We start from the raw sequence: 25,801 nt of genomic DNA, 5'->3' as shown, positions 1-25,801 counted from the left end.
CCAACTGGCCCTATCGCAACAAACCTGTGTGTGATTTTGCTGTGACCGTCCGTTCAGCTCCCGGCCGGGATCTGCGGATCGGGGCCTTATACGGATTTTCCCAGTAATGGCAAGCGAAACGGGGGCCAAATGAGCGGATTCCGGAAGCGGGCGGGAACCCGGATCGTGGTGCATCCTGGGCGCTGCGGCTTGACATTCCCCGTCGTGCCAGTGTCTTACGGCGCACGTTTGAACGAGTTTAAGCCAAAAAACATGACGGGGCGTCAATGACCGCAGCATTTACCTTTCCGGGGCAGGGTTCCCAGGCGGTCGGCATGGGCAAGGCGCTCGCGGATGCATTTCCCGCCGCTAAGGCCGTGTTCGACGAGGTCGATTCGGCCCTCAACGAGAAGCTCACGGGAATCATCTGGGATGGCCCGGCCGAGACGCTGCAATTGACCGAAAACGCCCAGCCGGCGCTGATGGCGGTGTCGCTGGCGACCATGCGGGTGCTTGAGGCCGAGGCTGGCATCTCGCTGGCCAAAGACGCCGCGTTCGTGGCCGGTCATTCGCTCGGCGAATATTCGGCGCTGGCAGCGGCGGGAAGTCTCTCGGTCACGGATGCGGCCCGCCTGCTGCGGACCCGCGGTCTGGCCATGCAGAAGGCCGTGCCGGTGGGTGTCGGCGCCATGGCGGCGTTGCTCGGCCTCGATTACGAGACCGCCGTGGCCGTGGCTGAAGAAGCTGCACAGGGCGAAGTGTGCCACGCCGCCAACGACAATGGCGGCGGTCAGGTGGTGGTGTCCGGCAACAAGGCTGCGGTCGAACGCGCGCTGGAGATCGCCAAGACCAAGGGCGCCAAGCGTGCGATGTTGCTGCCGGTGTCGGCGCCGTTCCATTGCAGCCTGATGCAGCCCGCCGCCGACGTGATGGCGGACGCGCTGGCCAAGGTCACGATCAACAAGCCGGTGGTGCCGCTGGTGTCCAACGTGCTGGCCGCGCCGATCTCGGATCCGGATGAAATCCGCCGCCGCCTGGTCGAGCAGGTCACCGGCACCGTGCGCTGGCGCGAATGCGTATCCTATATGGCAGGCCAGGGCGTGACGCGCTTCCTTGAGGTCGGCTCCGGCAAGGTGCTGAGCGGACTTGTCAAACGCATTGCCGAAGGTGCCGTCGGCGTCGCCGTCGGCGGACCCAATGACATTGCCGCCGCCAAGGATGCGCTCGCAGCAGCGCGTTCGGCGTAAGCGGCCAGAGGAGAAGACAAGATGTTCGATTTGACAGGCAAGACGGCGCTCGTGACCGGCGCGACTGGTGGCATCGGCGAAGCCATCGCCACGGCTTTGCATGCGCAGGGCGCGACGGTGGCACTGTCCGGAACGCGCAAGGCGGTTCTCGAAACGCTGGCCGCGAAGCTCGGCGATCGCACGCATGTGCTGCCGTGCAATCTTTCCAACGCCGCTGAGGTCGAAGAGTTGGTGCCATCAGCCGAGAAAGCCATGGGCCAACTCGACATCCTCGTCAGCAATGCCGGGATCACCCGCGATAATCTGTTCGTCCAGTTGAAGGACGAAGACTGGGATGACGTGATCAACGTCAATCTGACCGCGACCTTCCGCCTCGCACGCGCCGCGACCAAGCTGATGATGCGCAAGCGCTTCGGCCGCATCATCGCCATCACTTCGGTGGTCGGCGTCACTGGAAATCCCGGGCAGGGGAATTACACCGCGGCGAAAGCCGGCCTGATCGGCATGATGAAAACACTGGGCGCGGAATACGCCAAGCGCAATGTAACGGCCAATTGCATTGCACCTGGTTTCATCGCAACGCCGATGACCGATGTGCTGAACGACAAGCAGCGCGAAACGATTCTGACCAAGGTGCCGGCAGGGCGTCTCGGCTCGCCGGAAGATATTGCGGCAGCTGCGGTCTATCTGAGCTCAAATGAGGCGGCTTACGTCACCGGACAGACGATTCATGTCAATGGCGGCATGGCGATGATCTAAGCGTCGGGGGAACCCAACGTCGTGATTTAATTGAGGTTTGGACAGTCGCCGGGCTATGTGGCCAAGCCAAATGAAGTATGGTAACCGAACCTCCAACGGTGGGGCAAAGAAGGCCATTGCAGGAATTTGAAACCCTGTATATTGGCGGGGACGAGCCTGCCGTTTTCGCGAGGCTCCGTCCGGGACGACGGGGTCAATCCAGAGACGCGCAACTGCGCAAGGTTTAACGAGTTAAACGCTCCACGATGGCTCGTATCGTCTGCGGACGGGCCCAATGTAACAAGCACGAGGTTGATATGAGCGAGATTGGCGAGCGAGTGAAGAAGATCGTGGTTGAACACCTTGGTGTTGAACCCGAGAAGGTGGTCGATGCCGCGAGCTTCATCGATGATCTCGGCGCTGACAGCCTCGACACGGTCGAGCTCGTGATGGCGTTCGAAGAAGAGTTCGGCTGCGAAATTCCGGACGATGCCGCCGAGACGATTCTGACCGTCGGCGACGCAACCAAGTTTCTCGAGAAGAACGCAAAGAGCTGACACCTTCGCGCGACACATTTTGAAGCCGGCCGGATCGCGTTTGTGCGATCCACCGGCTTCTTGCTGTGACGCGTAGGCATTGCTCAAAGGCATTGGCTCAAGGATGGGCCATGGAGGTACGACAATGAGGCGGGTGGTCGTCACAGGCCTTGGCATGGTGTCGCCACTTGGCTGCGGCGTCGAGCCGACCTGGAAGCGCATCCTCAACGGTGAGAGCGGCGCAAAGCGGATCGATACATTCGATGTATCCGATCTCACCAGCCAGATCGCCTGTGTGATTCCACGCGGCGACGGCACGGGCGGTACCTTCAATCCCGACCAGTGGATGGAGCCGAAAGACCAGCGCAAGGTCGACGACTTCATCATCTATGCGATGTGCGCCGCCAAGCAGGCGCTCGACGATGCCAACTGGCACCCCGACAATGAAGACGATCGCTGCGCCACCGGCGTGATGATCGGCTCCGGCATCGGCGGTCTGTCCGGCATTGCCGATACCGCATTGCTTCTGAAAGAGCGCGGCCCGCGCAAAGTGTCGCCGTTCTTCATTCCCGGCCGCCTAATCAATCTCGCTTCGGGATATGTCTCGATCGAGCACGGTCTTAAAGGCCCCAATCACTCCGTCGTCACCGCATGTTCGACCGGCGCGCACGCGATCGGCGATGCCGGCCGTCTGATCGCGCTCGGCGACGCCGATGTCATGGTCGCCGGCGGTACCGAGTCGCCAATCAGCCGTTTGGCGATGGCCGGCTTCGCGGCAGCACGCGCGCTGTCGACCAATTTCAACGAAGCGCCGGAGAAAGCGTCGCGGCCCTACGACAAGGACCGCGATGGTTTCGTCATGGGCGAGGGTGCCGGCGTCGTCGTGCTCGAAGAGTACGAGCACGCCAAAGCGCGCGGCGCACGCATCTATGCCGAGATTATCGGCTACGGCATGTCGGGCGATGCCTACCACATCACCTCGCCGACGCCGGATGGCGATGGTGCGTTCCGCAGCATGAACGCTGCGATGAAGCGCGCCGGCATTGCCGCGGCCGACATCGACTACATCAATGCGCACGGCACCTCGACGCCACTCGGCGACGAGATCGAACTCGGCGCGGTTCAGCGCCTGCTCGGCAATGCCGCGTCAAAAGTGTCGATGTCATCGACGAAGTCGTCGATCGGCCACCTGCTCGGTGCGGCTGGTGCGGTCGAGGCCATCTTCTGTGTGCTTGCGATTCGGGATAACATCGCGCCGCCGACGATCAATCTCGACAATCCGTCGGTGGAAACTGCGATCGATCTCGTCGCATTGACCCCGCGCAAGCGCGAGATCAACATTGCCTTGTCGAATTCATTCGGTTTCGGCGGTACTAATGCGTCCGTGATCCTACAGCGCGTGGCTGGTTAGAGAACCTCCACCGTTTCGCCGTATTCCGCGCTAATTCCTACACTGGGCGTATGTTATTGGCGGGGATCGTGTTTGTCCCCGTCACGATTGAACCGACAGGATCAGGTACTATCGATGAGTGAGAGGCCGCCCATTTCGCCGAGGAGTCCGCGTGCCGCGCTGGAGCCGGAGCAGGTTCCGCCGCCGCCGAAGCGTTCTGATCATGCGCGTAATCCGCTCGTGGTTGCCGGTAATGCCATCATCACCATCATTATCGTCGCCATGCTCGGTGCAGGTGGCGCGTATGTCTATGGTCGCCAGGCGCTGGAAGCGCCGGGACCGCTGCAGGAAGAAAAGGTCGTCAATATCCCCGCGCGTGCGGGCAAAGGCGACATCGCCGAAGCGTTGCTGCGCGAAGGCGTGATCTCAGCCAATCGCTGGGTTTTCATCGGCGCCGTGTTTGCGTTGAAGGCCAGCTCGGAACTGAAGCCCGGCGAATATCTGTTCCAGAAGAACGCCAATCTGCGCGATGTCATCGGCACCATCGTCGAAGGCAAGGTCGTGCAACACTCCATCACGATTCCCGAGGGCCTGACCTCAGAGCAGATCGTCGCGCGTTTGACCGATAACGACATCTTCACCGGCTCGATCCGTGAAATGCCGCGTGAAGGCACGTTGTTGCCCGAGACCTACAAATTCCCCCGTGGCACGCCGCGCGACCAGGTGATCCAGCGCATGCAGCAATTGCAGAAGCGCGTGCTGGCCGAAGTCTGGGAACGCCGTAACGCCGACATTCCGGCGAAGACGCCTGAACAGCTGGTGACGCTCGCCTCGATCGTCGAGAAGGAAACCGGCCGCGCCGATGAGCGCAGCCGGGTGGCCGCCGTGTTCGCCAACCGCTTGCGCCAGAAGATGAAGCTGCAGTCGGATCCGACGATCATCTATGGCATCGTCGGCGGCAAGGGCACATTGGGCCGTCCGATCAAGCGCAGCGAGATCCAGCAGCCGTCGCCCTACAATACCTATGTGGTGGAAGGCCTGCCGCCGGGCCCGATCGCCAATCCGGGCCGTGCGTCGCTTGAGGCGACTGCCAATCCGGCACGCACCCGCGACCTGTTCTTCGTTGCCGATGGCACCGGCGGTCACGCCTTTACCGAAACCTACGATGCGCACCAGAAGAATGTCAGCAAGCTGCGCGCGCTCGAGAAGGCCGTCCAGAACGACGCTGTCGAGCCGCCGGAAGAGGCTACTGCTGCGCCTACCGGAGCGGCGACGGATCCTGCCGCCGCGACGGGTACAAGTCCGGCCAGACCCGCACCGGCCAAACAGCGTGCCCGTACGGCTCCTGCGCCAGCCGCGCCGGCCCGTCAGGGCGCTGCGCAGTCGACGGGTACACCGCCGGTTGTCCAGCAATAGGCCGTACCACCAAGCCTGCGCTGGCTTCTGCTTCGAATTCCCCTTGGCCTGAAAAGGCCCTAACCTGAGCCGGTTCGCGCCTTGCGAATCTTACTCGTATTCTTTGGAGACGTTCCGCGATGGCGTTGTCGAGCATGACCGGCTTTGCGCGAAGCCACGGCACCAGCGGGCCTTACAGCTTCGAGTGGGAGCTGAAATCCGTCAACGCCAAGGGCTTCGACCTGCGCTTCCGGATGCCCCCGGGTTTCGACGAAGTCGAGGCGGTCGCCCGCAAGCGCGCCACTGAAGTGCTGTCACGCGGCACGGTTTACGCGAACCTCACCGTTAAGCGCAGCAATGCGGCTTCGACCGTGCGGATCAACGAAGAGGTGCTGAATTCGGTGCTGCGTATTGCCGCCGAATTGGCCAGCAAGATCGACGCCGTCGCGCCGAGCGTCGATGGCCTGATGAATATCAAGGGCGTCATCGAAGTGGTCGAGCCCGAGGCTGACGAGGCCGAGGACAAGGCGGCGAAGGCTGCCGTGACCGCAGCATTCGAAGAGGCTCTCACCGCGCTGGTCGCCATGCGCAAGCGTGAGGGCATGACGCTTGGTGACATCCTGTCCCAGCGTCTGAATGAAATCGAGGCGCTGTCGCAGAAGGCCGAGGCCGCGCCCGGCCGCAAGCCGGAAGCCATTCGTGCACGGCTTGCCGAACAGATCGCGACGTTGCTCGAGGCGTCGGATCGTTTCGATAGTGATCGGCTGAATCAGGAAGCGTTGATGATGGCGACCAAGGCCGACATCCGCGAAGAACTCGACCGCATCGCGTCGCACATTTCGCAGTCGCGCGAAATGATCAAGAAGGGCGGTCCGGTGGGGCGGCGGCTGGATTTCCTGTCGCAGGAGTTCAATCGCGAGGTCAACACCTGCTGCTCGAAATCCAACGATCTGGAATTGACCAGCACCGGCCTTGAGATGAAGAACGTGGTCGAGCAATTCCGTGAACAGGTACAAAATCTGGAGTGACCATGTCCGGGGGCAGCCGAAATTCTCAAGAAGCTGGCTTTGACGGAGTCGAACGGCGCGGGCTGATGTTCGTGCTGTCATCGCCATCCGGTGCCGGCAAGACGACGCTGACGCGGCTGCTGATCGACCGGATGCCGGGGCTGCAACTGTCGGTCTCGGCCACGACGCGCCCGATGCGGCCCGGCGAGGTTGACGGCAAGGACTACATCTTCGTCGACAAGCCGCGCTTCGAGAAGATGGCCAAGGGCAATGAACTGCTCGAATGGGCCACGGTGTTCGATAACCGCTACGGCACGCCGCGTGCGCCAGTGGAAGCCGCGCTCTCAGCCGGCAATGACGTGCTGTTCGATATCGACTGGCAGGGTACGCAGCAATTGCGCGAGAAAGCCCGGGCCGACGTCGTCAGCGTCTTCATCCTGCCGCCCTCGGCGGCCGATCTCGAAAAGCGACTTCATACCCGCGCGCAGGATTCGGACGAAGTGATCCGCGGGCGCATGAGCCGCGCCAGCCACGAGATGAGCCACTGGGCCGAATACGACTACATTGTGATCAACCACAATGTGGAGGAGGCCTATAGCGAGGTGCAGTCGATCCTCAAGGCCGAACGTCTGAAGCGCGAACGCCGTACCGGGCTGACATCTTTCGTGCGCGGATTGCAGCAAGAACTCGAAGGCTAATACCATGCAGGCATTGTTCTGGAATGAGCGCACGCAGCAGCTCAGCGATGGCGCACGGCTATTCGATCCGCTGGCGCTGACGTGGCGTGATGATGCCGTGGAGCAGGGTGGAGAAGCTGTGACGGCTTCCGAGGCGTTGCTGCGGCTCGCAGTAACGCGCAAGCTGCGCCGCGTGCCGATCGGCATCATCGGGCCGCGAGACGCGACACAAGCGCAACGCGATCTCGCCGAACAGATGGGCGCAGCATTGGCGCGCCATGGCCTGCAACTGTTGTGCGGCGGCAAGAACGGCGTGATGGAAGCTGCGTGCAAGGGCCACGCGCAGGAAGGCGGCATGCCTGTTGGTCTGCTGCCCGATGAGGAATGGCACGCAGCCAATCCCTATGTTGCGATCCCCATCGCAACGGGCATCGGCCCCGCACGGAATGCCATTATCGCGCGCGCATGTCTCGTGCTGGTCGCGATTGGCGGAGGTGTCGGGACACTCTCGGAGATGGCGCTGGGACTACAATTCAATCGCCTGGTGTTGGCGATGGCCGATGCGCCTGAGGTGAATACGGTCGAGCGCGTCGCTGATGTCGACGGCGTCATCGCTCGCATCGCAGCACGCCTTCTCGCAAATGCATAACTTTGCCGCTCTGTCATAAAACTGATATGCCGCCGTTATACTGAGGCGCAGACTTCAGCATCACATTTGACAGGGGACATGGCTCGTGCCGTTCGTCGCGATCGCCTATCTGATTTTTCTCGCGGCGCCAGTCCTGTTGTTGTTCGTCGGCTCTTTTGGAGAAGTCTGGAGCGGGACGCTTCTGCCGTCAGGCTTCACCTGGCGCTGGTATCAGGAAGTCGCCGGCGATCCCAGCTTTCGCCGCGCTTTCATCACCAGCCTGAAGATCGTCGCGACCACCTGCATTCTCAACATCCTGATTGGACTTCCGCTCGCTTACGCCATTCATGCCGGCGCGCGGGGTGGTGTGCGGCTCGCGGCGCGGATCGTCACGCTGATGCCGATTGCCGTGCCCGAACTGGTTCTCGCTTTCGGCTTCATCCTCGTCTTCTCGTCGGATGCATTGCCGTGGCTTGGCAGTTTTTGGCTACTGGCGGCGGGGCACCTCGTATTGACGCTGCCCTATACGGTGACGGCTCTTGTTGCCGATATGGATCAGCTCGGGCTCGCCGAATATGAGCACGCAGCCGCAACGCTCGGCGCATCTTTTCCGGCACGTATGTGGGACGTCACACTGCCGCAGCTGCATACGAGCCTGCTGTCCTGCATGCTGACAGTGGCAGCGCTTTCGATCGGTGAATTTCAATTATCCAATCTGGTCTCTGGCTTTCTGTCGCGCACCTATCCTGTGGTGCTGTTGCAGGCGTTCTATGGCGCGACGGGCTTTGCCTGCGCGGCCACCGTCGTATTGCTTGGGCTGGCGATGATCGCATCGCTGACCAGCGGGCTGACGGCGCGGGTCACCGGCCGGCGTAAAGTGGGGGCAGGCGCGTGACGCTGCGATACGATCAAGTGAGCTACAGCTATCCGGGCACGAGCACTGGTGTGTTCGACATTGCCCTGGAGATCGGCCGCGGCGAATTGCTGGCGATCATCGGCGCGTCGGGGTCGGGCAAGTCGACGATTCTGAAATTGCTGGCGGGCTTCCTCAAGCCTGACACGGGGCGCATCCTGATCGATGGAAATGACGTCGGCACGTCACTGCCCGAGGCGCGTCGTCTGGGTGTCGTGTTTCAGAACTATGCGTTGTTCCCGCATATGCGGCTTTGGGAAAACATCGCCTATCCGCTGAAGGTGCGCGGTATCGCCAAACAGGATCGGCGCGCGCGTGCCATCGAGATGCTGGGACGTGTCGGCATGGGTAAGCGGGCAGAGGACTATCCAGCGGAATTGTCGGGCGGCCAGCAGCAGCGCGTTGCGCTGGCCCGTGCGCTGGTGTTCGAGCCGCAGGGACTGCTGCTCGACGAGCCGCTGTCGGCGCTCGATGCGGGGTTGCGACTGGAAATGCGCGACGAAATTCTGCGCGTGCAGCGTCAGGCCGGCATTGCGACGCTACTGGTGACGCATGATCAGGAAGAGGCGCTGTCGATTGCCGACAAGGTCGTGATGATGCGCGATGGTCGCATCGTGCAGATCGGCACGCCGCGCGAACTGTACGAGACGCCGGCCGATGCCAGTGTCGCGGCATTTGTCGGTCAATCCAATCTGTGGTCCGGCAGCGTCTCCGGCGATGGCATGGTGACAACGCCGATTGGCGCGCTGGCCTGCGATACGCAGGGCAAAAGCCTCGGTGCGAAGGTCACTGTGTTCGTGCGTCCTGAACGGGTCGAGCCGATCACAGGACCCGTCGATGCGAGCAATCCATGTTGCTTCGCCGGCTCCATGTCCGCCGACCGTTACCTCGGCCCTGTCAGGCGCATCGATATGGCCGTCGCCGGCGGCGCCATCCGTCTCGAAACCCATCTGCGCGGGCCAATCACCGGCGTGACTATCCCGCACGATGCCATCCGCCTTCTTCCCCCGACCTCATAGAGGAGATCGACATGAACCGACGCAAGTTTCTGAGCGGCGTTGCCGCAGCTTCCCTCGCCATTGCCATCAGCCCGGCCGCAGGGGCCTTTGAAGGTGCCGAACTCTACGCCGGCGAGAAGACGCTGTACGAAGCAGCGCGCAAGGAAGGCCTCGTCGTGTCGTTCGATACCGGACCGACCTGGGCCAACTGGGCCAACCAGTTCAAGGCCTTCCAGAAGCGCTATCCCGGCGTCGAGATGGTCTATAACGACCTCGGTTCTGCGGCGACCGTCGTTGCCCTCGACAAGGCGCGCAATCGTCCGCAGGCCGATACGGCCTATTACTTTGCAGCGTCCGCTCTGGACGCAGCAAAGGCTGGCGTCGTCGATGGCTTCAAGCCGGTGAATTTCGACAAGCTCGCCGATCCGTTGCGCGAGGCCGAAGGCCGCTGGTTCACCATCCACACGCTGAGCGTGGCGTTTCTCGTCAACACCAAATTGGTCAAGACCGTGCCGCAGAGCTGGGCCGATCTCCTGAAGCCGGAATACAAGAACGCCATTGTGTATCAAGACCCGCGCTCGACGGGGCAGGGCCAGGTGGTGGCCTTCGCCGCAGCCTTCGGCAATGGCGGCAGCATGGACAATGTGGCGCCGGGTATCGATTATCTCGGCAAGCTCACCAAGGCCGGCAACGTCCTGCGCACAGTTGGCACCACGCCTTACGCCCAGTTCCTGAAGGGTGAGATTCCGATCTGGATCGGCTACGAGAACGATGGTTTGAAGGCCAAGTTCACCGACGGTCTCGGCGATGGCGTGTCCGTCGTCATTCCGAAGGAAGCTTCAGCCGCCGCGCCATACGCGATCTCGCTGGTGAAGAACGGCCCGAACCCGAGCGCCGGCAAGCTCTGGCTCAACTTCATCATGAGCGATGAAGGTCAGAAGATCTTCGCCGAAGGTTATGTGCGTCCGGCCGTGCCCGGTGTCGCCCTGCCGCCGAGCGTTGCTGACAAGATGCCGGCCGCGCCGCAGGTGCAGGCGATGGATATCGCCAAGGCCACCGCGAAGAAGGCCGAGATCGATGCCGGTTGGGCCAAGGCCGTTCTCGGCCAGTAAGCCGAACTCACCAAAGCGATCTCCGCGATAGCGCGGGGATCGCGTTTCGTCATTACGGAATAAAGATCACGATGAGCGCGCGCGTTCCGACATCCATGCTCGCTGCCTTCGCCGTTCCCGGCAGCGTGGTGCTGGGACTGTTCTTCCTGATCCCGGTTTGTGCGGTGCTGGTCGGCGCCTTCGCGGATGGCGGCAGCGCCTTCGGCCGCCTGGCTGGTGATCCGGTGTTCTGGAACGGCCTGCGCGGCACAATGGTGCTGGGGACTGTCGCGCCGTTGTTCTCGCTCGTCGTCGGCTTCTGCGTGGCGCTTGCACTGGCGCGGTTCGCGCCGGGCCTGCGCACCGCAGCGCTGATTGCCATCTCGCTGCCGCTGACATTTTCGGGGCTGATCGTCGCCTACGGTTTTATCCTGCTGCTTGGCCGCGCCGGCTTCGTGACGCTGCTGCTCGCCAAACTGGGCTTCGATCCCGCTGTCATCGGTGGCTTCATCTTTTCACCGGTGGGACTGGGTCTGGCTTATTCCTATTACTTGGTGCCGCGCGTCGTGTTGATCGTGCTCCCGGCGATCAGTAACTTCGATCGCAACCAGATGCTGGCCTCGCGTTCGCTCGGTGCAGGGAGCTTCCGCACGCTGACTGAAGTGATGCTGCCGCAGATACTGCCGAGCCTGATCGCGGCCTATTGCCTGACGGCCGCAGTTGCCGTCGGCGCTTATGGTACGGCGCTGGCGCTGGCCGGCACGCAGGTGAACATTCTGCCGCTGGTGCTCTACAGCAAGATCTCGGAGACGGGCACCGATCTGCCGGCCGCGTCGGCTGCATCCATCGTTCTGGTCGCGATCTGCGCCGTCGTCGTGGCGATCGGCGAGGCGATGCGGCCGCAGCGCAAGTCGTAGCGAGACAGCCGGAAGCTCATTGCTTGCTGGCCATCCAGCGACCGGTGCAGCCATTCGACATTTGCATCGAGCCGCCACCACTGCGGCCGGACAGGCGGCCGGTCATGACCGCGCTCACACTGCCGCTGCTGCCGACCCCTTGCAATACGCCGCTTGGACTGATGTTACCGCCCCCGCCGACGCTCCCACCGGAGATCGTCAATGTGCTGCTGGCGGTTTTGCCCGCGCACACCGCCGACTGACCGGTGAAAGTGATCTGCCACATGCCGTCGAATCTGGTGGCGCTGCCGCCCTCACCAGCGCCGCGGCGGGCTGGAGCTGCACGCTGCTCGGATCGCTCGCGGCGGGCTGGCTTGGCGGCAGGCGGCTCGGAAGACGAGCCGGACAGCGTCTTGTTGTCATTGCCGAGGCTGCCGCCGGTTGCGCCCTGACTCCATGCGTCGCTGCCGCCGAGTGCGATGATGAGCAGACAGGGGAGGATGACGGATTTCATGATGATCTGCGGGATTGTCATGGGCGGTTACTGCTTGCTTGCGACCCAGCGGCCCGAGCATCCATCGGATCGCTGGAAAACTCCCGAACCGGTACGGCCGGAGAGGCGACCCTGGCTGGTGACGCGGATGCCGCTGTAGTTTCCGCTTCCGCGCACTGTCCCGTTGGCGCTGACCGGGGCGCTGCCGTCTTTGCCGATCATCCTTCCGTTGGCCACGACGAAGCTTTCCGTGAATGTGTCGGAACAGCCGGAGGTGCCTACGCTCGATATCGACCAGGCGCCGTCGAAATTTCCGCCGCCTCCCGCGCCCTCGCCACGGTTGCGCGGCGCGGTCTGACGGCGCGGCGCGCGGCGTTCGGAGCTTTCGCGTTGGGCAGGCGCCGCTGATCGGGATTCGGGGGAGGAGCCCGACAGCGTCTTGCTGTCATTGCCAAGGCTGCCACCGGTTGCGCCCTGTGCCAGAGCTGTGTCTCCCGAAAATATCAGAATGGCCAAACCAATCAGAAGTCCAGATCGAAAAATCATGTTCAATAACTTTCAAAAAAAGATCGAACTTACAATTTCGCGTCAGGCCCCATCGTGGCGTTGGCGCAGATGGCGCCGACAATCGGACATGATTTTCCTGTTTTGGTGCATTGATCGATGGCCGCATCGCGCGCCTGTGCAAGCGTGGGCCGCGCGACAAGCGACCAGTTGCCGCCGAGAGCTGCGAAGGCGCCGCAATTCGCTCCGTAAAACGACAGTTCGAGCGGGCAGGGAGCCGTGCCGCATTGGGCGCGTGCCTTGGTCACGGCTGACTTGCGGGACGGTTGATCCCACGACATGCCCCATTTCTTGTTCTTGATGTCATAGACGATCGAGCCCCATTGTTTCTGGTCGCTCGCGCTGCGCAAACGCTGCAGCAGGCCCTCGGTCGCCTCTCCCGTTGGCGGCATGCCGCCTTTGACCTGGAAATCGCGGATCGCAACCGCGATGCCATTCTTGCTGTTCAGCGGTTCGGGATCGAAATTCAGCTCATAAAGCCGGTCGCTGATTTCTGTAAGCTTGATTGGATCGGTGATCGGCAATTTGTCGAAATCGATCCGCGGCGCATCGGGCAGGCGGGCTTCCTGCACGGGCTTCTGCGGCACGACGAGCGGCACGGTGGCGGTTGGTGCCACGAAGTAGAATGTGCCATCGATCGGCGATGACGACACCCAAGGCTGTTGCGAGCCGCCGGTGGCGCGCTTCACGGCAAGGCCGACCTGATTGAAGGTCTGGAAAATATCAAGCCCAGCCTGACGCACGGTACTCGCCAATGCCTTGGTATAGGGGCTGTTACCATCGCTGCCGTCCTGCGCCACGCTGCCGGGCTGGGTCGCATAGGAGATCAGGGTGCCTTCCGGTGCGCGCATCTGGGCGAGGCCGCCATCGGAAGCCCGCAAGCCGCGCGCGCCGAACGGATTGTTCCGACAGGCATCGAGAATGACCATGTTGAGGCGCGTGCCGGAGCCCTGCATCTGCCGCAGCACCAGATTGATATCGACCATCTGGAAATCAACATCCGCCTCGCGGGTGGGATTGGCGTTCACCGGCACGAGGTAATTGGAGCCGCTGACCTGCACGCCGTGGCCCGCGTAATAGAACAGGGCGACGTCAGCGCCCTGAACCTGCCGGCCGAAATTCTGCACGGCGAGATCAAGTGCGCTTTTGTCCAGGTCCAATTGCGCAGTGCCGCCGATCAACGTGAAGCCGAGACCGCTCAGCGTCTCCGCCATCAGCTTCGCGTCGTTCTTCGGGTTATCGAGGCGGGTGATGTTCTGGTAGCCGGAGTTGCCGACCACAAGCGCAATGCGCTTCTCGGCCAATGCAGCGCTGACCGAGAGCAGCAAAGTCAGGGCTATCAGCGCGGCAATTCGCGCAAGCGACCTGACCGGTTGGACGAAATGGTCCATGAATCCCATCCTGCAATGGGACATATCCTAGCCCGGATCGCATGAAGCGCAATCCGGGCCAGAGCCTGAGTGCAGTCTAATTCAGTTGGTCAGCATGATCCGGCCGACGACCTTCCCGGCGCGCAGTTCATCGATCCACTTCTGGGCATCGTCCATCGGCTCCGCCTTCATCGGCGTCGGCTTGAGCTTGCCGGCGCGGGCCAGAGCCATCAGCTCTTTGGCTTCCTCGAGGGTGCCGACCATGAAGCCCTCGATGGTCATGCGCTTGTAGATCCATTGCACCATGGGTAGGCTGAACTCGCCGCCCATCAGGCCGGACACCACGATCTTGCCACCCCGCGCCACCGTGGCCACCGCAAAGTTCATGGACTTGTCATTACCAGCAAAGTCGACCACGCCATCGAAGCCGCCATCGTTCTCCTTGACCATGCGCCTGGCGACATCGGGCTCGGAAGGGTCATAGGCGAAGGCGGCGCCGTTCTTCAGCGCGGCTTCGCGTGCGGCGGGGTTGAGGTCGGCGACCGAAACCGGCTGCTTGAACATCGCCTGTGCCAGCGCGAGACCCGCCATGCCGACGCCGCCGAGACCGACCAGCAGTAGGTTGCGCTGCCGCGGGCGATCGACGAGACGCTTGAGCGCGCCGTAAGCGGTGATGCCCGAGCACATCAGAGTCGCCGCCATGTTGATCGGTAGCGGATCGTAATCGAGCAGATACTTCTCGTCCGGTACGAGGACATGCGTTGCGAAACCGCCGTCGAGCGACACGCCGAGGAAGCGGTTCTTGGCGCAGAGGTTCTCATCGCCTGCCAGGCAGTCGCGGCATTTGCCGCAGCCGATCCACGGGAAGACGGCTTTCTTTTTGCCGATCAGCGATTGATCGCCATCGGGACCGACCTCATCGACGATGCCGGCGATCTCGTGGCCGAGGGTGAAGGGAAGCGTCATGCCGCGCGTGGTGTCGAGCTTCTTGCCGCCGCCGAGATCCGCGTAGCCATCCTGGATGTGTAAATCCGAATGACAGAGTCCGCAGCACTCGATGCGGACCAGCACTTCCTTGCCCTGCGGCTTCGGCGTGTCGACGATGGTTTCGCAGAGCGGAGCGTCGAATTTCACCAGAGACTGGCGTTTCATAAGAGCCATTTTTGTTTTCCCTAGACTTCGTTGCATCCTAGCAATCACAGGATGGGGGCGAGTTCAAGGGTGCGAAAGAGCGCCAAGTCTGCACCTTCTTGCCGACGTCGCGGTCGTCTTGAGAGGATCATGTCGCGCGTATGCGGGCCCGTGCTGCGCGGCGAATGCTGAGCCTTCTAAGGCGCGACCATGCGGGGGAGATTTGTTCTGGCACGGGCTCGACCACCGCCTGCAGCAGCCGCGCATAGTCGAGGATCAGGCCGGGCGTCCATGCCATTGCTTCGGCGCGGCGTCGCAACACGCTTGCAACCCACAATTCGGGCGTGGCCACGGCCTGGAAAAATGCACGCCAAGGCCGATCGGTGCGTCCAAGCACACCCTCGAGGCCTGCGTCGAGCGCGTGTGCCACGGCGGTCGAGCAGTTGCGGCTGGTGAGGTTGTAGGTCGTATCAACGCGGTAGGTGCGCCAGAAGTGGCGGACGCGGACGCGGTCGATGCGCGTGAAACGGACATGTTCAGTGGCCTTGCACCATCCTTGTGCTTCCTCGGCATAGCTCGGCTGGAAACGGCCGGGCAGGTCGTTCTCGACGCCCGCGCGCAGCACGCGGCCGAACTCATCCGGTGCGCGATCGATTTCGACGGCGGGATAATGGCTGACATAGACATTGGGCGTGAGCTCAAGTGCTGCATGTCCGGTGGAGACGATACCATTGGCGTCGACAGCCGCAATATAGCGGTCCACCAGCGGTCGGCGCCGCGCCCTGCGGCCGGGCCCTGTGGGTGTCCAGACATGCACGACGAGATCGTCCTTGCCGGCATCATCCGGCGTGGCGGGCACCCACAATGCGGTCGGAAACGCGCCGCCCACCAGCATCGAGATGGGGGCATCCGGTGGCAATCGCCGCAAGCGATTAGCCAGCAACATCGTGCTCAGTCCCGATACGATCAGCAACGCGCCGATGTTGAAGCCGATCGTGCCCTCGTACCAGGTCGGCCATGGTTCCAGCGTGGTGGCGGCCAGCATCAGTTCGATCACGCCAGCACCGATTGCCATCCGCCAGCTCTCGAAGCGCACCACCCAGGCACTGACGATGCGCGCGCTGCCGTCGAGCAGCAGCACGCCGCCCAGCAGCATCGCGATCAACAGGTTGGAATGACGCGGCTGCGCGATGATAATAACGGCCGGTACGATCAGGATAACGGCCTTGGCGAATTGATAGGGCCGGCGCGTGACGGCAAGCAGGGCAGCCAACAGGCTGACAATGCCTTCTAGCAGCAGCAGGTAGCCGAAATAGTGCGGTCGCACGATCGTGCTGCCATCGAACGCGTCGATCACGATAGCGAGGCCCAAGGCGGCCCACAGCACGCCGATCGCAAACAGCAACCGCCAGCGCCGTTGCACCACTTCCGCGCCCAGCAGGAGGAGCAGCAGTCGTATCATCGGTTGCCCATGATCCCAGTTTCCAGGGCCAGATATAGCCAGCGGATGATTAATGTTTTTATGCGAGGAGCTCTGCGTTCATCGTGGGGTCACGCATGCAGTCTTCAGCCGGTTCCATACCCGGTTCCACGCTCTGGTCACGCGCAGCGGTCATCGGAGCGGCGATGATCTTCGGCCTGACCTACAGCCTCAGCGCCGCATTGATCGCGCTCGATCTGGCCGAACGCGGTTCATCAGACACGTTCATCGGCGTAAATGCCGCCATGCATGCGGTTGGCGTGCTGGCCATGGCATTTTTGCTGCCAAGGTTCGCCGCCCGCGCCGGCATGCGGCGCATGGTGATCGGCGCGCTGGCCGTTGCTGCCGCGGTACTTGTGCTGTTTCCGGCGGTGCCGTCGATCTGGCTGTGGTTTCCGCTGCGCATCGTGCTTGGCGCCGCGTCCGAAACGCTGTTCGTGATGTCGGAAACCTGGCTGAACAGCCTGAGCACCGACGCGACACGGGCCCGCGCCATGGCGGCCTATACTGCCGCGCTCTCGGTAGGCTTCGCGCTCGGTCCGTTTACGCTGTCCCTTGTGGGGACGCAGGGCGGGACCGCTTATTGGATCGGTGCGGGCTTCTCCATCCTTGCCTTGATGTGTCTGGCGATGCCCGGGATTGCGCAGCCGGTGTTCGATGAACCCGTGGATGCCAATCCGCTGCGCTTCATCATGCTGGCGCCGATCGCGATGGCGGCAACGGTGCTGCATGCAACGGTGGAAAGCGCTGGGCTGTCGTTCCTCGCGCTTTATGCCGTGAAGCTCGGCTGGCTCGAGACAGAAGCGACGCAATTGATGTCGTGCATGATGATAGGCGCCATTGTGCTGCAGCTCCCGATTGGCTGGCTTGGCGACAAGCTCGACCGACGTCGCATGATCATCGCTTTGGCGGGGCTGGCGGTGATCGGTGCGCTCGTGTGGCCATGGGCGCTGTTGTCGCCGTGGACCACCTATCCCTTGCTGTTCGTGTGGGGCGGTGTGTTCGTCGGCATCTATACGATCATGCTGACCATTGTCGGCAGCCGCTTTCGCGGCAGCCAGCTGGTCGGCATCTATGCTGCAATGGGACTGATGTGGGGCGCAGGCGCGCTGATCGGCCCGGTCTTCGCCGGCGCTGCGATGCAGGGACTGACGCATGGGCTGCCGATGTTCGTGGCACTCGCCTGCACATGTTTCATGTGGGCCGCGATCAGGAGCCCAGCGCAGGAGATCAAGGCGTCGGCGTAACGCTCTTGGTTTTTCGGATCTCGGATAATTCGCGTGCCATTGCGACAAAACCTGACACCGGAACCGTCTCGGCACGCCGGGTAACGTCGACATCGGCAGCTGCGGCGAGCCGCTCCGGATCGACGCCGAGGGATTTCAGGCTCTGCCGCAGCATCTTGCGGCGCTGATTGAATGCCGCAGCCGCCACCTGTTCCAGCAGGCGTCGTTCGCAGGCCTCTGGCTCCGCGCGGGGAACGAGGCGCACAACCGATGACGTCACCTTCGGGGGCGGCGTGAAGGCGGCCGGCGAGATGTCGAACAGGATTTTGGTGTCGGCGCGCCAGTTCGACAGCACGCCGAGCCGGCCATAGGCCTCGTCATCTTCGACGGCGACGATGCGTTCGGCGACCTCGCGCTGGAACATCAGCACCATCATGTCGTACCAGGGTGGCCAAGGCTCGGTGCACAGCCAGTCGATCAGAAGCTGGGTGCCGATATTATAGGGCAGGTTGGCGACGATCTTGGCACGCTCGCCTGATAGCATCGGGCGCGGATCGAAGGTCTGGGCGTCGCCGATGACGATCTCGAGCCGACCAGGATAGTGCGCGGCGATTTCCTTGAGCGGGCCGAGCGCGCGCTCGTCACGCTCGACGGCGATGACGCGCCTGGCGCCCGTCGCCAGTAATGCACGGGTGAGGCCGCCGGGGCCGGGGCCGATTTCGATGACCGTGCAATCTTCCAGCGGGCCGGCGGAACGGGCGATGCGTGCGGTGAGATTGAGGTCGAGCAGAAAATTCTGGCCGAGCGATTTGCGCGCCTGCAGATCGAAACGTTTGATGACGTCACGCAGCGGCGGCAGATCGTCGATCCCGCTCATGTGGATTGTGTCGCAGCCATGCGGGCCGCGAGTTTCAGCGCCGCAATCAGGCTCGATGGATTGGCCTTGCCGGTGCCGGCGATGTCGAAGGCGGTGCCATGATCGGGTGAGGTGCGGATGAAGGGTAGGCCGAGCGTGACGTTGACGCCCTCATCGAAGGCGATGGTCTTGATCGGGATCAGCGCCTGATCGTGATACATGCAGATCGCACAGTCATAGGTCGCGCGGGCCGCGGGATGGAACATGGTGTCGGAGGGCAAAGGCCCGCGTGCGTCGATGCCTTCGTTCTGCAACACGGTGACCGCGTGCATGATGAAGGCCTGCTCCTCGTCGCCCATCGAACCATCTTCGCCGGCATGCGGATTGAGGCCAGCAATGGCCAGTCGCGGCCGCTTGATGCCGAAACGGGTCTTCATGTCGTTGACCACGATGCGTGCGGTGGCAGTGATCAGCGGGCCGCTCAGTTGGGCAATAGCATCGCGCAGCGAGACATGGATCGTGACGGGCACCACGGCCAGTTCGGGCGACCACAACAGCATCACCGGCAGCGGGACCTTTCCGTCGCGGGCGGCAAGCTCGGCGAGAAATTCGGTGTGACCGGGGTGGGTGAAACCTGCGCGATAGAGCACACTCTTGGCGATCGGGTTGGTCACGACGGCGCCGGCATGGCCGGCTTCCACGTCCGCGACCGCCTGACGGATCGAGGCGATGGCTGCAGGCGCGCTGGAAGCATCAGGACGACGGGGAGGCGCGGTGACCGTCTGCCCGATCGACACCACTGGTAACGCGTCAGCAAACGTCTCAGCAGCACCGGCGGGCGTTGCATCGGCCAGCCTGACGTCGAGGCCAAGCGTCTTGGCACGTTCCGCCATGAAGTCACGGTCACCAAGCAGATAGAACGGGGGCAGGTCGAGTTCGTGTCGACGCAGCCAGGCAGCTATCGCAATGTCCGGACCGATGCCGGCCGGTTCGCCCAATGTCAGCGCAAGAGGTTTGGTCATGGTGCCGCCCTAAGCCAGTCGCGGCCTAAGCCGGATCGGAAATTACCGATATTCGATCATCGCCGCTTTGCGCACTTCCTGTAGGTAGGATTTCGACTTCGCTTCGAATTTGTCGGCAAACATCTTGTCGCGGACTTCTCGCTTCTTCGGCGTATCGACCTTGGTCGGCTTGCGCGCGCATAGAGCGACCATTTCGACACCCTGGCGGGTCACTTCCGGCGGCGTGAGACGGCCGATCGGGGTCTTGTCGAGCAGTTCTCGCAGCGACGGAGGCAGATCGGCAGAGGTCTTGACGACCGTATCGCGGATGGTCGCATTCTGCATCGACTTGAAGGTACGGTTGGCGTCTTCACAGCTCTGGATACGCTCGCGCAGCCCTTCGGCTTCCTTGTGCCGCGCTTCCATCATGCCGGACGCCGCACCGCGGGGGACGACCAGCACGACAGGTCGCATCTGATATTCGAATGCTTCGGTCATGGCATCGCCGCCAGCGCTCTGGACGGCTGCATCGACTTCCTTTTCGCCGACCTGCAGGCTCTGCTTGAAGCGCCCGCGGACGATCGCGTTCCAGACCATGTCGGCCTTCAAACGGCTTTTCAGCGTGTCGGGGCGGATGCCTTTGGACGCCAGTGACTGCACCAGCTGATCCGGCGTGAGGCGCATGCGCGAGCTCATGTTCTGAAATGCACCATCGACTTCCGAAGCACCGGGATCGACGCTGTATTTCTTGCCTTCCTTGATCTTCACCTTTTCGCTGATCAACTCCTCGATCACGTCCTGGCGGCTGTTCGTCTTCGCGCCGGACAGTGCATTCAACTTGGTGCGCTGTTCGATATCGAAATTGGTGATGGGCTCGCCGTTCACCATGACAGCGACGGACTGCGCCCGAGCCGGTGATCCCGCACAAATGAGAAGGGTAACTGCCGTCGCCAAAGTGGCTTGCAGAACGCGTCCGGAAATCATCGTACCCATCATTGTCAAAACCGCGGTGTCAAAGCTCTCTTGAAAGCAGAATTCGCATACATCGCGACGGAAAACGGAGATTTCACGGCACAAACGACCGATACTAGTAAGTGCCGCCGGTTCCGCTCGCAGACGTGGTATTGCCAATTGTCCGCAAGCCAAGCTGGAACATGAATGTATGGCTCAGAACGGGCGGCGTGCTCAGATTACTCACGTAGTTGTAGGACGTGACATAATTGACGCCGAGCACGAAACAATCGTCCACATAGCCGGCACCGACCGTGTACTGGTTGATCTTGTTGGCCTCGAGATCCCAGCGCGCGCCACCGGTCACCACCCAGTTCGATGCCAGTTTGATCGAACCGGTGCCAAGGAGGCCTTCGCGGCGGGTGAGGTAGCCCAATTCTGCCTGCGGTGCGTAGTTGCCATACATCAGGCTGACCGACCAGCGGTCGAAGCTCGCGCGACCCTCCGCTTCAAAGCGCGAGATGTTGCCGGTCGCTTCGTCGATACGAGCACGAGTACTGACCGTATAAGTGCGGTTCGGCGAATAGGCGAGGCTGGCGACGTAGTCTGACCGCGAGGTGGCCAATCCTGAGTTGACGCCGGTGTTGGTCGTATCGGCGACTGCGAACGAGTTCAGGCCGAAAAGTTGATAGGACTGACCGAACAGGACTTTGACGGAACCGCCACGATCGAACTGCGTGGTGGCCTGCACGCCTACGTTGGCGCGGCCGCCGCCTTCGACACGGTCGTAACCCGAGAACTTGTTGACGCTGAAGAGATTGCTCGCGTCGAAGCTCATGCTCTGCGCGTCTTCGTTCGGCAACTTACCGGCGTAGGTTTCGTTCGGACGAATGATCACCTGAGCGATGGGTTCGAGTGTCGTGGTGCCCCACGGTTGAACGTTGATGAACGGATAGCGATATTCGAGGCCTACGGTCGGCATCACCCGCAGCGCGGTCGTGTCGCCGGTCGGCAGGAAGTTGGACACGCCGGGCTGGTTCGAGATCGAGGCATCGATCGCATCGACGCGCAGGATCGCGAACGGCGTGAAGATCTGGCCGAACGAGTCCGTATAGGAGCGGCGCCACTGAGCTTCACCAGTCACGCGGGTATAGGTGCCAGGAATGCCGTTCATCAGGCAATTGGTTGGCGTTCTCGCGAGCGGATCTGCGGAAGTCAGATTGCACAATCCGTTAGTATTGGCGAGAGACGTGATCGGCGTGAATGAGGCCTGATCACGGCTCAGGCTGGTCATGTTGAACTTGTAACTGAACTCGCCGCCCAGAATGTTCTGGTTGAGCACATTGTTGTAATCGATCACCGGGTGAATGACCGGGACCTGGCTCTGATTACCGGAGAAGCTCAGGTAGTAGATCGTGCGTGCATCGAAGAAGCTACGCTTGCCGACGCCCGTCAGATAGAGTTGCGAAACGGCTTCCGTCTGCAGATTCAAAAACGAGGCATAGGGATCCCGGTACATCGACAGCCGGTAGTCCTGCAGGAAGTTGTAATCGCTGAGTGCGACCGCGTCCCAGCCCCAGACCCATTTGTCGTTCAGCGCGAACTGGCCTTTGGACTCGACTCCGCCGCGCCAGTCTTTGTCGCCGACCGTGTTGGCGAAGGCGCTGCGATCCTGCTGATTGATGCCATAGGCACGGATCTGGTAGGCGCCATCCATCAGGCGCTGCCGGAACTCGCCTTGCATCAACAGGCCCTGCTTGCTGGTGTAGCGTGGCGAGATGGTTGCATCGTAATCAGGCGCGATTGCCCAATAGAACGGGGTTTCAACGCCGAAGCCTGTATTGGTGTTCTGCGTGAAGCCCGGCATCAGGAAGCCGGTCTTGCGCTTCACCGTCGGATCGGGCGTCGAAAAATACGGGATATAGGCGAGGGGCACGCCGAAGAACTCGATCCGGGCGTCTTCGAAATACATCATCTTTTCGGTCTGGTCGTGGATGACACGGGCACCCTTGACCTGCCACAGCGGCGGCTTCTTCGGATCTTCCTTACAGGCGGCGCAGGCCGTGTAGACACCGTTCTGGAACACGGTGTAGTTGCCGGCGGTGCGCTCGGCGCGTGTCGCGGCCATGCGCGTCGCATCGGCCGTATCGACGCGCAGCGAATCCACGAAACCGTCGCGGTAGTCGTCGCTGAGATCGAGCAGGTTAGCATAGGTGATCTTGCCGTCGGCGTCCGTCATGCGGACATTGCCTTCGGCGTGCAGGCGCTTGGTCTTCTGGTCGTAGATGACCTTGTCGGCTTCGACGGACGTACCGTTGTAATACATCTGCACGCTGCCGACTGCGGCGACGCGCGAGTTGTTATAGTCGTAATTGACCTCGGTCGCCTGGACCAGCATCTGCCCGGTCTGGGCGGCAGGCGGCGGCTTCGGCCGGGTGGCGGGGCGATTGTAAGTGAAACTCTGGGCAGCCGCCGGGGTCGTCGCCGCGACGCCAAATGCAGCCGCCAGACCCAAAACGGTTGCGAGCACCGGGGCCAGTACGCCAGACGTGCAAAAACGGTCACCGCGCACGGTCATGCGCAGCTTCCAATCAAATGCCTGCTCACGGAGGGCGGCAAACGCAGCCACTATCCGTCCTCCTGGTACAACAAGGCCAAAAAGCCGGTGAGGCCGCCCACACACACAGGCAGCCACGCCGCAGCAATCGGATGCATCAACTCAGCCTTGCTCAAATCTTCCGTAACTTTCGACAGGACGTAGAGCAGAAAGCCTGCGCCCACGCCACTCAAAACCATCTTCTGGACACCGCCCATCCGAAAGAACCTCAGGCTCACGGAAGCAGCCAGCATCACCATCGCAACCAGCAAAAACGGCTGTGCGATAAGCTTATGATACTGCAAGCGATACCCCGCCGTCGCGAAACCCGAACTCTCTGAGGATTTGATATACGAAGGAAGTTGCCAAAATGACACTGTTTCGGGGGTCGAAAAACTGTTTCTGACCTGCAGCGGGGTCAGGGTCGTGGCCAGGTACATGCTGTCCTGCTCAACCACGGGCGAATCGAGGGTGTAGCGTCGCACCCCTTTGAACAACCAGCGGCCGGGCTCCAGCGATGCCTCGCGAGCTTCGATCCGTTCCTTGAACTGGGATTCGGTGTCGAACCGGAACACGGTCAGGCCGGTCAGGCGGACGCCCTGCTGCTCGCTGCGGGCGGCATTGATGATCGATTGGCCCTCGCGGTTGACCTGGTTGATCCAGAAGCCGGAGGCGTCCTGGACGCCGCCGCCGGGCGCATCGCCGAACATCTGGGCCTCCATTCGCTTCGATTCCTCGCGCAGGTTGGCCGACAGGGGATTGTAGCCCACGGTCGCCAGCACGCCCAGGACGAGAGCGCTGGCCAGCGCAGGGGAAATAAACTGCCAGGCCGAAACGCCGGCGGCGCGGGCGACCACCAGTTCGAGCCGCCGCGATAGCGCGAGATAACAGGTCATGGCGCCGATCAGGATGCAAAACGGCATCATCTTCTCGAGCAACTGGGGCACCCGGTACAGCGACGTCTGCGCCACCATCAGAGCGGAGGCCGAGGCCAGCCCGGAGGTGCGCCTGACCATCTCAATGTAGTCGACCAGCACCAGCAGCATGAAGATACTGATGAACACGCCCAAGGCCGCCACCAGGAAGCGACCGGCGAAATACCTGCCAATGGTGTTGGTGATCATGCTCATGCGGCGGCCGGCCGTCGGAAGAGGCGCAACAACCGCTCGTTGGATCTGTTGATTGCTTCCACCAGCTTGGCCGGCGGCTCCACCACAATCCCGGCTGAGATGATCCAGAAGCTGACGCCGATCGCTGTCGCCAGCAGGGCATATTGAAGCGGTGCGGCGAAGTCCGATTTCGCTGCCACGACCGAGCAGGCAAAGCCCGCCATGCGTAGGCCGAACACCGCGGCAATTGCGCTGCCCATCGAGAAGTTGCGGCTCTGCCGCGTCGTCCGTGGCGAGCCCAGGAATGCAAAGGTCAAGGCGGCAAAGGCAAGCGGATAGATCGGCGCCATCAAGCGGTCGTGCATCTCGGCGCTGAACTGCCGCGGCACCTGCTTGTAAAGCGGGTCATCCACTGGCGGCACCATCAATTCCCAGAGATATCGTTCACGAATTCCGTAGGTGACGTCCTGGCTGCGATTGGAGAACTTCGACATATCGAAAGCGTAGCGGCCGAACGCCACCATGGCGGGGTCAGTCTTGCCCGTCTCGAAACGCTGCAGATTGCCATCTTCCAGAATCAGGAACGAACCATCCTTGTTCTTCAGCACCGTGCCGTGGTCGGCAATGATGGTGACGCGCTCTTTGGGATCGCGACGATCATCAACAAAAATCCCAACCAGTAATCCGCCGGGCTGACGCTCCCGGACGCGGATAGTCAGGTTCTGATCGAGCTGAGCGAAGCGGCCAGGCTGCAGGATATTCGCCAGAACGTCGGCCGTGATCTCGGCGTCCCAGCGCTTCAGCCGGCGCATACCATCCGGTGCCAGATATGAGCCAATGAAAGCCACGAGCAACGATACGACCATTGTCGCGAACAGGAAGGGACGAAACAGCCGTCGCGGCGACAGGCCGGCGGCATTCATCACGATGATTTCGGAGTCGGTCGCGAGCTTGGTCAGGGTGTGGGACACCGCGATCATCAGGGCGATTGGAGCAATAATCAGAACGAGAACGGGAATCGCCAGGCTGGTGACGCCGAGGAAGGTCAGAATGGTCTGACCCTGGCTCGTCATCAGGTCGATTCCGCGCAACGCTTGCGTGATCCAGATCACGCCCGTCAGGCTGACCAGAACCACCGCAAACGACGCCAGCGTCGTGCGGAAAATATACTTGTCGATAGACCCCATCGGTCCGATCAATCCCCATTCCGGCCGTTAAAGCCGCCCGCATGCCCAATCCCGCAAGGGGACCCCCGAGGACATGCCGCGATCTTCACAAGCCCATCATCTCACTTAGCATCCCTTTGATTGGTCAACAAAATGGCCGGGGGATGGCTCGCTCAAGATATGGTTAATTATGTGCCCGATGTGGCCCTCGGGCCACTGAAATGCTCCGCAACTCACGTGGCGACGAGGCGTCGGATCCGTCGGTGGGGGCCCATTCGTTGGCAAGACCGTCACCTAAGGTCAGAGTCGACACATTCGGACACAGGCAATGCCCGAATCGTGGGTTACGGGCGGTTTGGTTTC

Annotated in this window: 24 protein-coding genes; 13 read left to right on the top strand and 11 right to left on the bottom strand. The window is 62.1% G+C overall.

Annotation, left to right across the window (positions count from 1 at the left end; genetic code table 11):
- Positions 1-266 precede the first annotated feature (266 nt).
- The 12 genes from fabD (at position 267) to AB7783_RS09795 (ending at position 11,516) form a co-directional block, all read left to right on the top strand.
- Complete coding sequence (gene fabD, locus AB7783_RS09850) at positions 267-1,226, top strand: ACP S-malonyltransferase (RefSeq protein ID WP_441277505.1); 960 nt, start codon at positions 267-269, stop codon at positions 1,224-1,226.
- A gap of 21 nt (positions 1,227-1,247) precedes the next feature.
- Entirely contained in the window at positions 1,248-1,985 is a 738-nt protein-coding gene (gene fabG / locus AB7783_RS09845; RefSeq protein ID WP_089263936.1) for a 3-oxoacyl-[acyl-carrier-protein] reductase, read from the top strand.
- Between the two features lie 296 nt (positions 1,986-2,281).
- Positions 2,282-2,521: an acyl carrier protein gene (locus tag AB7783_RS09840; protein WP_006020277.1), complete on the top strand. Its 240-nt coding sequence runs from the start codon at positions 2,282-2,284 to the stop codon at positions 2,519-2,521.
- A 124-nt stretch (positions 2,522-2,645) separates the two neighbouring features.
- Positions 2,646-3,911, top strand: a complete 1,266-nt coding sequence (gene fabF / locus AB7783_RS09835) for a beta-ketoacyl-ACP synthase II (RefSeq protein WP_089263937.1) — start codon at positions 2,646-2,648, stop codon at positions 3,909-3,911.
- A 114-nt stretch (positions 3,912-4,025) separates the two neighbouring features.
- Complete coding sequence (gene mltG / locus AB7783_RS09830; protein WP_441277504.1) at positions 4,026-5,306, top strand: endolytic transglycosylase MltG; 1,281 nt, start codon at positions 4,026-4,028, stop codon at positions 5,304-5,306.
- A 119-nt stretch (positions 5,307-5,425) separates the two neighbouring features.
- The gene (locus tag AB7783_RS09825) at positions 5,426-6,313 is read left to right on the top strand and encodes a YicC/YloC family endoribonuclease (RefSeq protein WP_093758292.1); all 888 of its coding nucleotides are present in this window, start codon (positions 5,426-5,428) and stop codon (positions 6,311-6,313) included.
- Positions 6,314-6,315: 2 nt separating this feature from the next.
- Complete coding sequence (gene gmk / locus AB7783_RS09820; RefSeq protein ID WP_093758293.1) at positions 6,316-6,990, top strand: guanylate kinase; 675 nt, start codon at positions 6,316-6,318, stop codon at positions 6,988-6,990.
- Between the two features lie 4 nt (positions 6,991-6,994).
- Positions 6,995-7,618: a TIGR00725 family protein gene (locus AB7783_RS09815; RefSeq protein WP_089263941.1), complete on the top strand. Its 624-nt coding sequence runs from the start codon at positions 6,995-6,997 to the stop codon at positions 7,616-7,618.
- Between the two features lie 85 nt (positions 7,619-7,703).
- Positions 7,704-8,492 (top strand): ABC transporter permease, encoded by a 789-nt coding sequence (locus AB7783_RS09810; RefSeq protein WP_089263942.1) that lies wholly within the window; start codon positions 7,704-7,706, stop codon positions 8,490-8,492.
- Entirely contained in the window at positions 8,489-9,529 is a 1,041-nt protein-coding gene (locus AB7783_RS09805; RefSeq protein ID WP_441277503.1) for an ABC transporter ATP-binding protein, read from the top strand. The genes AB7783_RS09810 and AB7783_RS09805 overlap by 4 nt, the downstream gene beginning before the upstream one ends.
- Positions 9,530-9,540: 11 nt before the next feature.
- On the top strand, positions 9,541-10,620 hold the full coding sequence (locus AB7783_RS09800; RefSeq protein WP_441277502.1) for an extracellular solute-binding protein: 1,080 nt from the start codon (positions 9,541-9,543) through the stop codon (positions 10,618-10,620).
- A gap of 71 nt (positions 10,621-10,691) precedes the next feature.
- On the top strand, positions 10,692-11,516 hold the full coding sequence (locus tag AB7783_RS09795) for an ABC transporter permease (protein WP_081421783.1): 825 nt from the start codon (positions 10,692-10,694) through the stop codon (positions 11,514-11,516).
- 16 nt (positions 11,517-11,532) lie between these two features.
- Here AB7783_RS09795 and AB7783_RS09790 read toward each other — a convergent pair whose 3' ends face one another.
- The 5 genes from AB7783_RS09790 to AB7783_RS09770 all read right to left on the bottom strand — a co-directional run bounded on the left by AB7783_RS09790 (position 11,533) and on the right by AB7783_RS09770 (position 16,515).
- Positions 11,533-12,009, bottom strand: a complete 477-nt coding sequence (locus tag AB7783_RS09790; RefSeq protein ID WP_441277501.1) for a hypothetical protein — start codon at positions 12,007-12,009, stop codon at positions 11,533-11,535.
- 27 nt (positions 12,010-12,036) lie between these two features.
- The gene (locus AB7783_RS09785) at positions 12,037-12,534 is read right to left on the bottom strand and encodes a hypothetical protein (RefSeq protein ID WP_120292355.1); all 498 of its coding nucleotides are present in this window, start codon (positions 12,532-12,534) and stop codon (positions 12,037-12,039) included.
- A gap of 29 nt (positions 12,535-12,563) precedes the next feature.
- On the bottom strand, positions 12,564-13,943 hold the full coding sequence (locus tag AB7783_RS09780; protein WP_441277500.1) for a caspase family protein: 1,380 nt from the start codon (positions 13,941-13,943) through the stop codon (positions 12,564-12,566).
- Positions 13,944-14,024: 81 nt separating this feature from the next.
- Positions 14,025-15,083 (bottom strand): alcohol dehydrogenase, encoded by a 1,059-nt coding sequence (locus AB7783_RS09775; RefSeq protein ID WP_441277499.1) that lies wholly within the window; start codon positions 15,081-15,083, stop codon positions 14,025-14,027.
- Between the two features lie 118 nt (positions 15,084-15,201).
- The gene (locus tag AB7783_RS09770) at positions 15,202-16,515 is read right to left on the bottom strand and encodes an HdeD family acid-resistance protein (protein WP_441277498.1); all 1,314 of its coding nucleotides are present in this window, start codon (positions 16,513-16,515) and stop codon (positions 15,202-15,204) included.
- A 95-nt stretch (positions 16,516-16,610) separates the two neighbouring features.
- On the opposite strand from AB7783_RS09770, the gene AB7783_RS09765 reads away from it, so the two are divergent.
- On the top strand, positions 16,611-17,780 hold the full coding sequence (locus AB7783_RS09765; RefSeq protein WP_441277497.1) for an MFS transporter: 1,170 nt from the start codon (positions 16,611-16,613) through the stop codon (positions 17,778-17,780).
- Here AB7783_RS09765 and rsmA read toward each other — a convergent pair.
- The 6 genes from rsmA to lptF form a co-directional block, all read right to left on the bottom strand.
- Positions 17,764-18,636 carry a 16S rRNA (adenine(1518)-N(6)/adenine(1519)-N(6))-dimethyltransferase RsmA gene (gene rsmA, locus AB7783_RS09760; protein ID WP_441277496.1) on the bottom strand — a complete coding sequence of 291 codons (873 nt, stop codon included), beginning with the start codon at positions 18,634-18,636 and terminating at the stop codon, positions 17,764-17,766. The two genes, AB7783_RS09765 and rsmA, sit on opposite strands and share 17 nt — an antisense overlap.
- Positions 18,633-19,637, bottom strand: a complete 1,005-nt coding sequence (gene pdxA, locus AB7783_RS09755; protein ID WP_441277495.1) for a 4-hydroxythreonine-4-phosphate dehydrogenase PdxA — start codon at positions 19,635-19,637, stop codon at positions 18,633-18,635. Before pdxA ends, rsmA begins: the two co-directional genes overlap by 4 nt.
- Before the next feature lie 42 nt (positions 19,638-19,679).
- Complete coding sequence (locus AB7783_RS09750; protein WP_420878646.1) at positions 19,680-20,609, bottom strand: SurA N-terminal domain-containing protein; 930 nt, start codon at positions 20,607-20,609, stop codon at positions 19,680-19,682.
- A gap of 94 nt (positions 20,610-20,703) precedes the next feature.
- Entirely contained in the window at positions 20,704-23,145 is a 2,442-nt protein-coding gene (locus AB7783_RS09745; RefSeq protein ID WP_441277494.1) for an LPS-assembly protein LptD, read from the bottom strand.
- Positions 23,146-23,195: 50 nt separating this feature from the next.
- Positions 23,196-24,293, bottom strand: a complete 1,098-nt coding sequence (gene lptG, locus AB7783_RS09740) for an LPS export ABC transporter permease LptG (protein ID WP_309945669.1) — start codon at positions 24,291-24,293, stop codon at positions 23,196-23,198.
- Positions 24,290-25,459: an LPS export ABC transporter permease LptF gene (gene lptF, locus AB7783_RS09735; RefSeq protein ID WP_309945670.1), complete on the bottom strand. Its 1,170-nt coding sequence runs from the start codon at positions 25,457-25,459 to the stop codon at positions 24,290-24,292. Before lptF ends, lptG begins: the two co-directional genes overlap by 4 nt.
- Positions 25,460-25,801 lie beyond the last annotated feature (342 nt).

This window comes from Tardiphaga sp. 172_B4_N1_3 (genome assembly GCF_052076035.1).
Classification (GTDB): Bacteria; Pseudomonadota; Alphaproteobacteria; order Rhizobiales; family Xanthobacteraceae; genus Tardiphaga; species Tardiphaga robiniae.
The sequence above is the reverse complement of the archived record's forward strand: the minus strand, read 5'-3'. Positions and strand labels throughout refer to the sequence as shown.

Excerpts from the sequence above, each read along its gene's own strand:
- fabD (WP_441277505.1), top strand. The coding sequence starts at position 267 with ATGACCGCAGCATTTACCTTTCCGGGGCAGGGTTCCCAGGCGGTCGGC.
- fabG (WP_089263936.1), top strand. The coding sequence starts at position 1,248 with ATGTTCGATTTGACAGGCAAGACGGCGCTCGTGACCGGCGCGACTGGT.
- AB7783_RS09840 (WP_006020277.1), top strand. The coding sequence starts at position 2,282 with ATGAGCGAGATTGGCGAGCGAGTGAAGAAGATCGTGGTTGAACACCTT.
- fabF (WP_089263937.1), top strand. The coding sequence starts at position 2,646 with ATGAGGCGGGTGGTCGTCACAGGCCTTGGCATGGTGTCGCCACTTGGC.
- mltG (WP_441277504.1), top strand. The coding sequence starts at position 4,026 with ATGAGTGAGAGGCCGCCCATTTCGCCGAGGAGTCCGCGTGCCGCGCTG.
- AB7783_RS09825 (WP_093758292.1), top strand. The coding sequence starts at position 5,426 with ATGGCGTTGTCGAGCATGACCGGCTTTGCGCGAAGCCACGGCACCAGC.
- gmk (WP_093758293.1), top strand. The coding sequence starts at position 6,316 with ATGTCCGGGGGCAGCCGAAATTCTCAAGAAGCTGGCTTTGACGGAGTC.
- AB7783_RS09815 (WP_089263941.1), top strand. The coding sequence starts at position 6,995 with ATGCAGGCATTGTTCTGGAATGAGCGCACGCAGCAGCTCAGCGATGGC.
- AB7783_RS09800 (WP_441277502.1), top strand. The coding sequence starts at position 9,541 with ATGAACCGACGCAAGTTTCTGAGCGGCGTTGCCGCAGCTTCCCTCGCC.
- AB7783_RS09795 (WP_081421783.1), top strand. The coding sequence starts at position 10,692 with ATGAGCGCGCGCGTTCCGACATCCATGCTCGCTGCCTTCGCCGTTCCC.
- AB7783_RS09790 (WP_441277501.1), bottom strand. The coding sequence starts at position 12,009 with ATGAAATCCGTCATCCTCCCCTGTCTGCTCATCATCGCACTCGGCGGC.
- AB7783_RS09785 (WP_120292355.1), bottom strand. The coding sequence starts at position 12,534 with ATGATTTTTCGATCTGGACTTCTGATTGGTTTGGCCATTCTGATATTT.
- AB7783_RS09780 (WP_441277500.1), bottom strand. The coding sequence starts at position 13,943 with ATGGACCATTTCGTCCAACCGGTCAGGTCGCTTGCGCGAATTGCCGCG.
- AB7783_RS09775 (WP_441277499.1), bottom strand. The coding sequence starts at position 15,083 with ATGGCTCTTATGAAACGCCAGTCTCTGGTGAAATTCGACGCTCCGCTC.
- AB7783_RS09770 (WP_441277498.1), bottom strand. The coding sequence starts at position 16,515 with ATGATACGACTGCTGCTCCTCCTGCTGGGCGCGGAAGTGGTGCAACGG.
- AB7783_RS09765 (WP_441277497.1), top strand. The coding sequence starts at position 16,611 with ATGCAGTCTTCAGCCGGTTCCATACCCGGTTCCACGCTCTGGTCACGC.
- rsmA (WP_441277496.1), bottom strand. The coding sequence starts at position 18,636 with ATGAGCGGGATCGACGATCTGCCGCCGCTGCGTGACGTCATCAAACGT.
- pdxA (WP_441277495.1), bottom strand. The coding sequence starts at position 19,637 with ATGACCAAACCTCTTGCGCTGACATTGGGCGAACCGGCCGGCATCGGT.
- AB7783_RS09750 (WP_420878646.1), bottom strand. The coding sequence starts at position 20,609 with ATGGGTACGATGATTTCCGGACGCGTTCTGCAAGCCACTTTGGCGACG.
- AB7783_RS09745 (WP_441277494.1), bottom strand. The coding sequence starts at position 23,145 with ATGACCGTGCGCGGTGACCGTTTTTGCACGTCTGGCGTACTGGCCCCG.
- lptG (WP_309945669.1), bottom strand. The coding sequence starts at position 24,293 with ATGAGCATGATCACCAACACCATTGGCAGGTATTTCGCCGGTCGCTTC.
- lptF (WP_309945670.1), bottom strand. The coding sequence starts at position 25,459 with ATGGGGTCTATCGACAAGTATATTTTCCGCACGACGCTGGCGTCGTTT.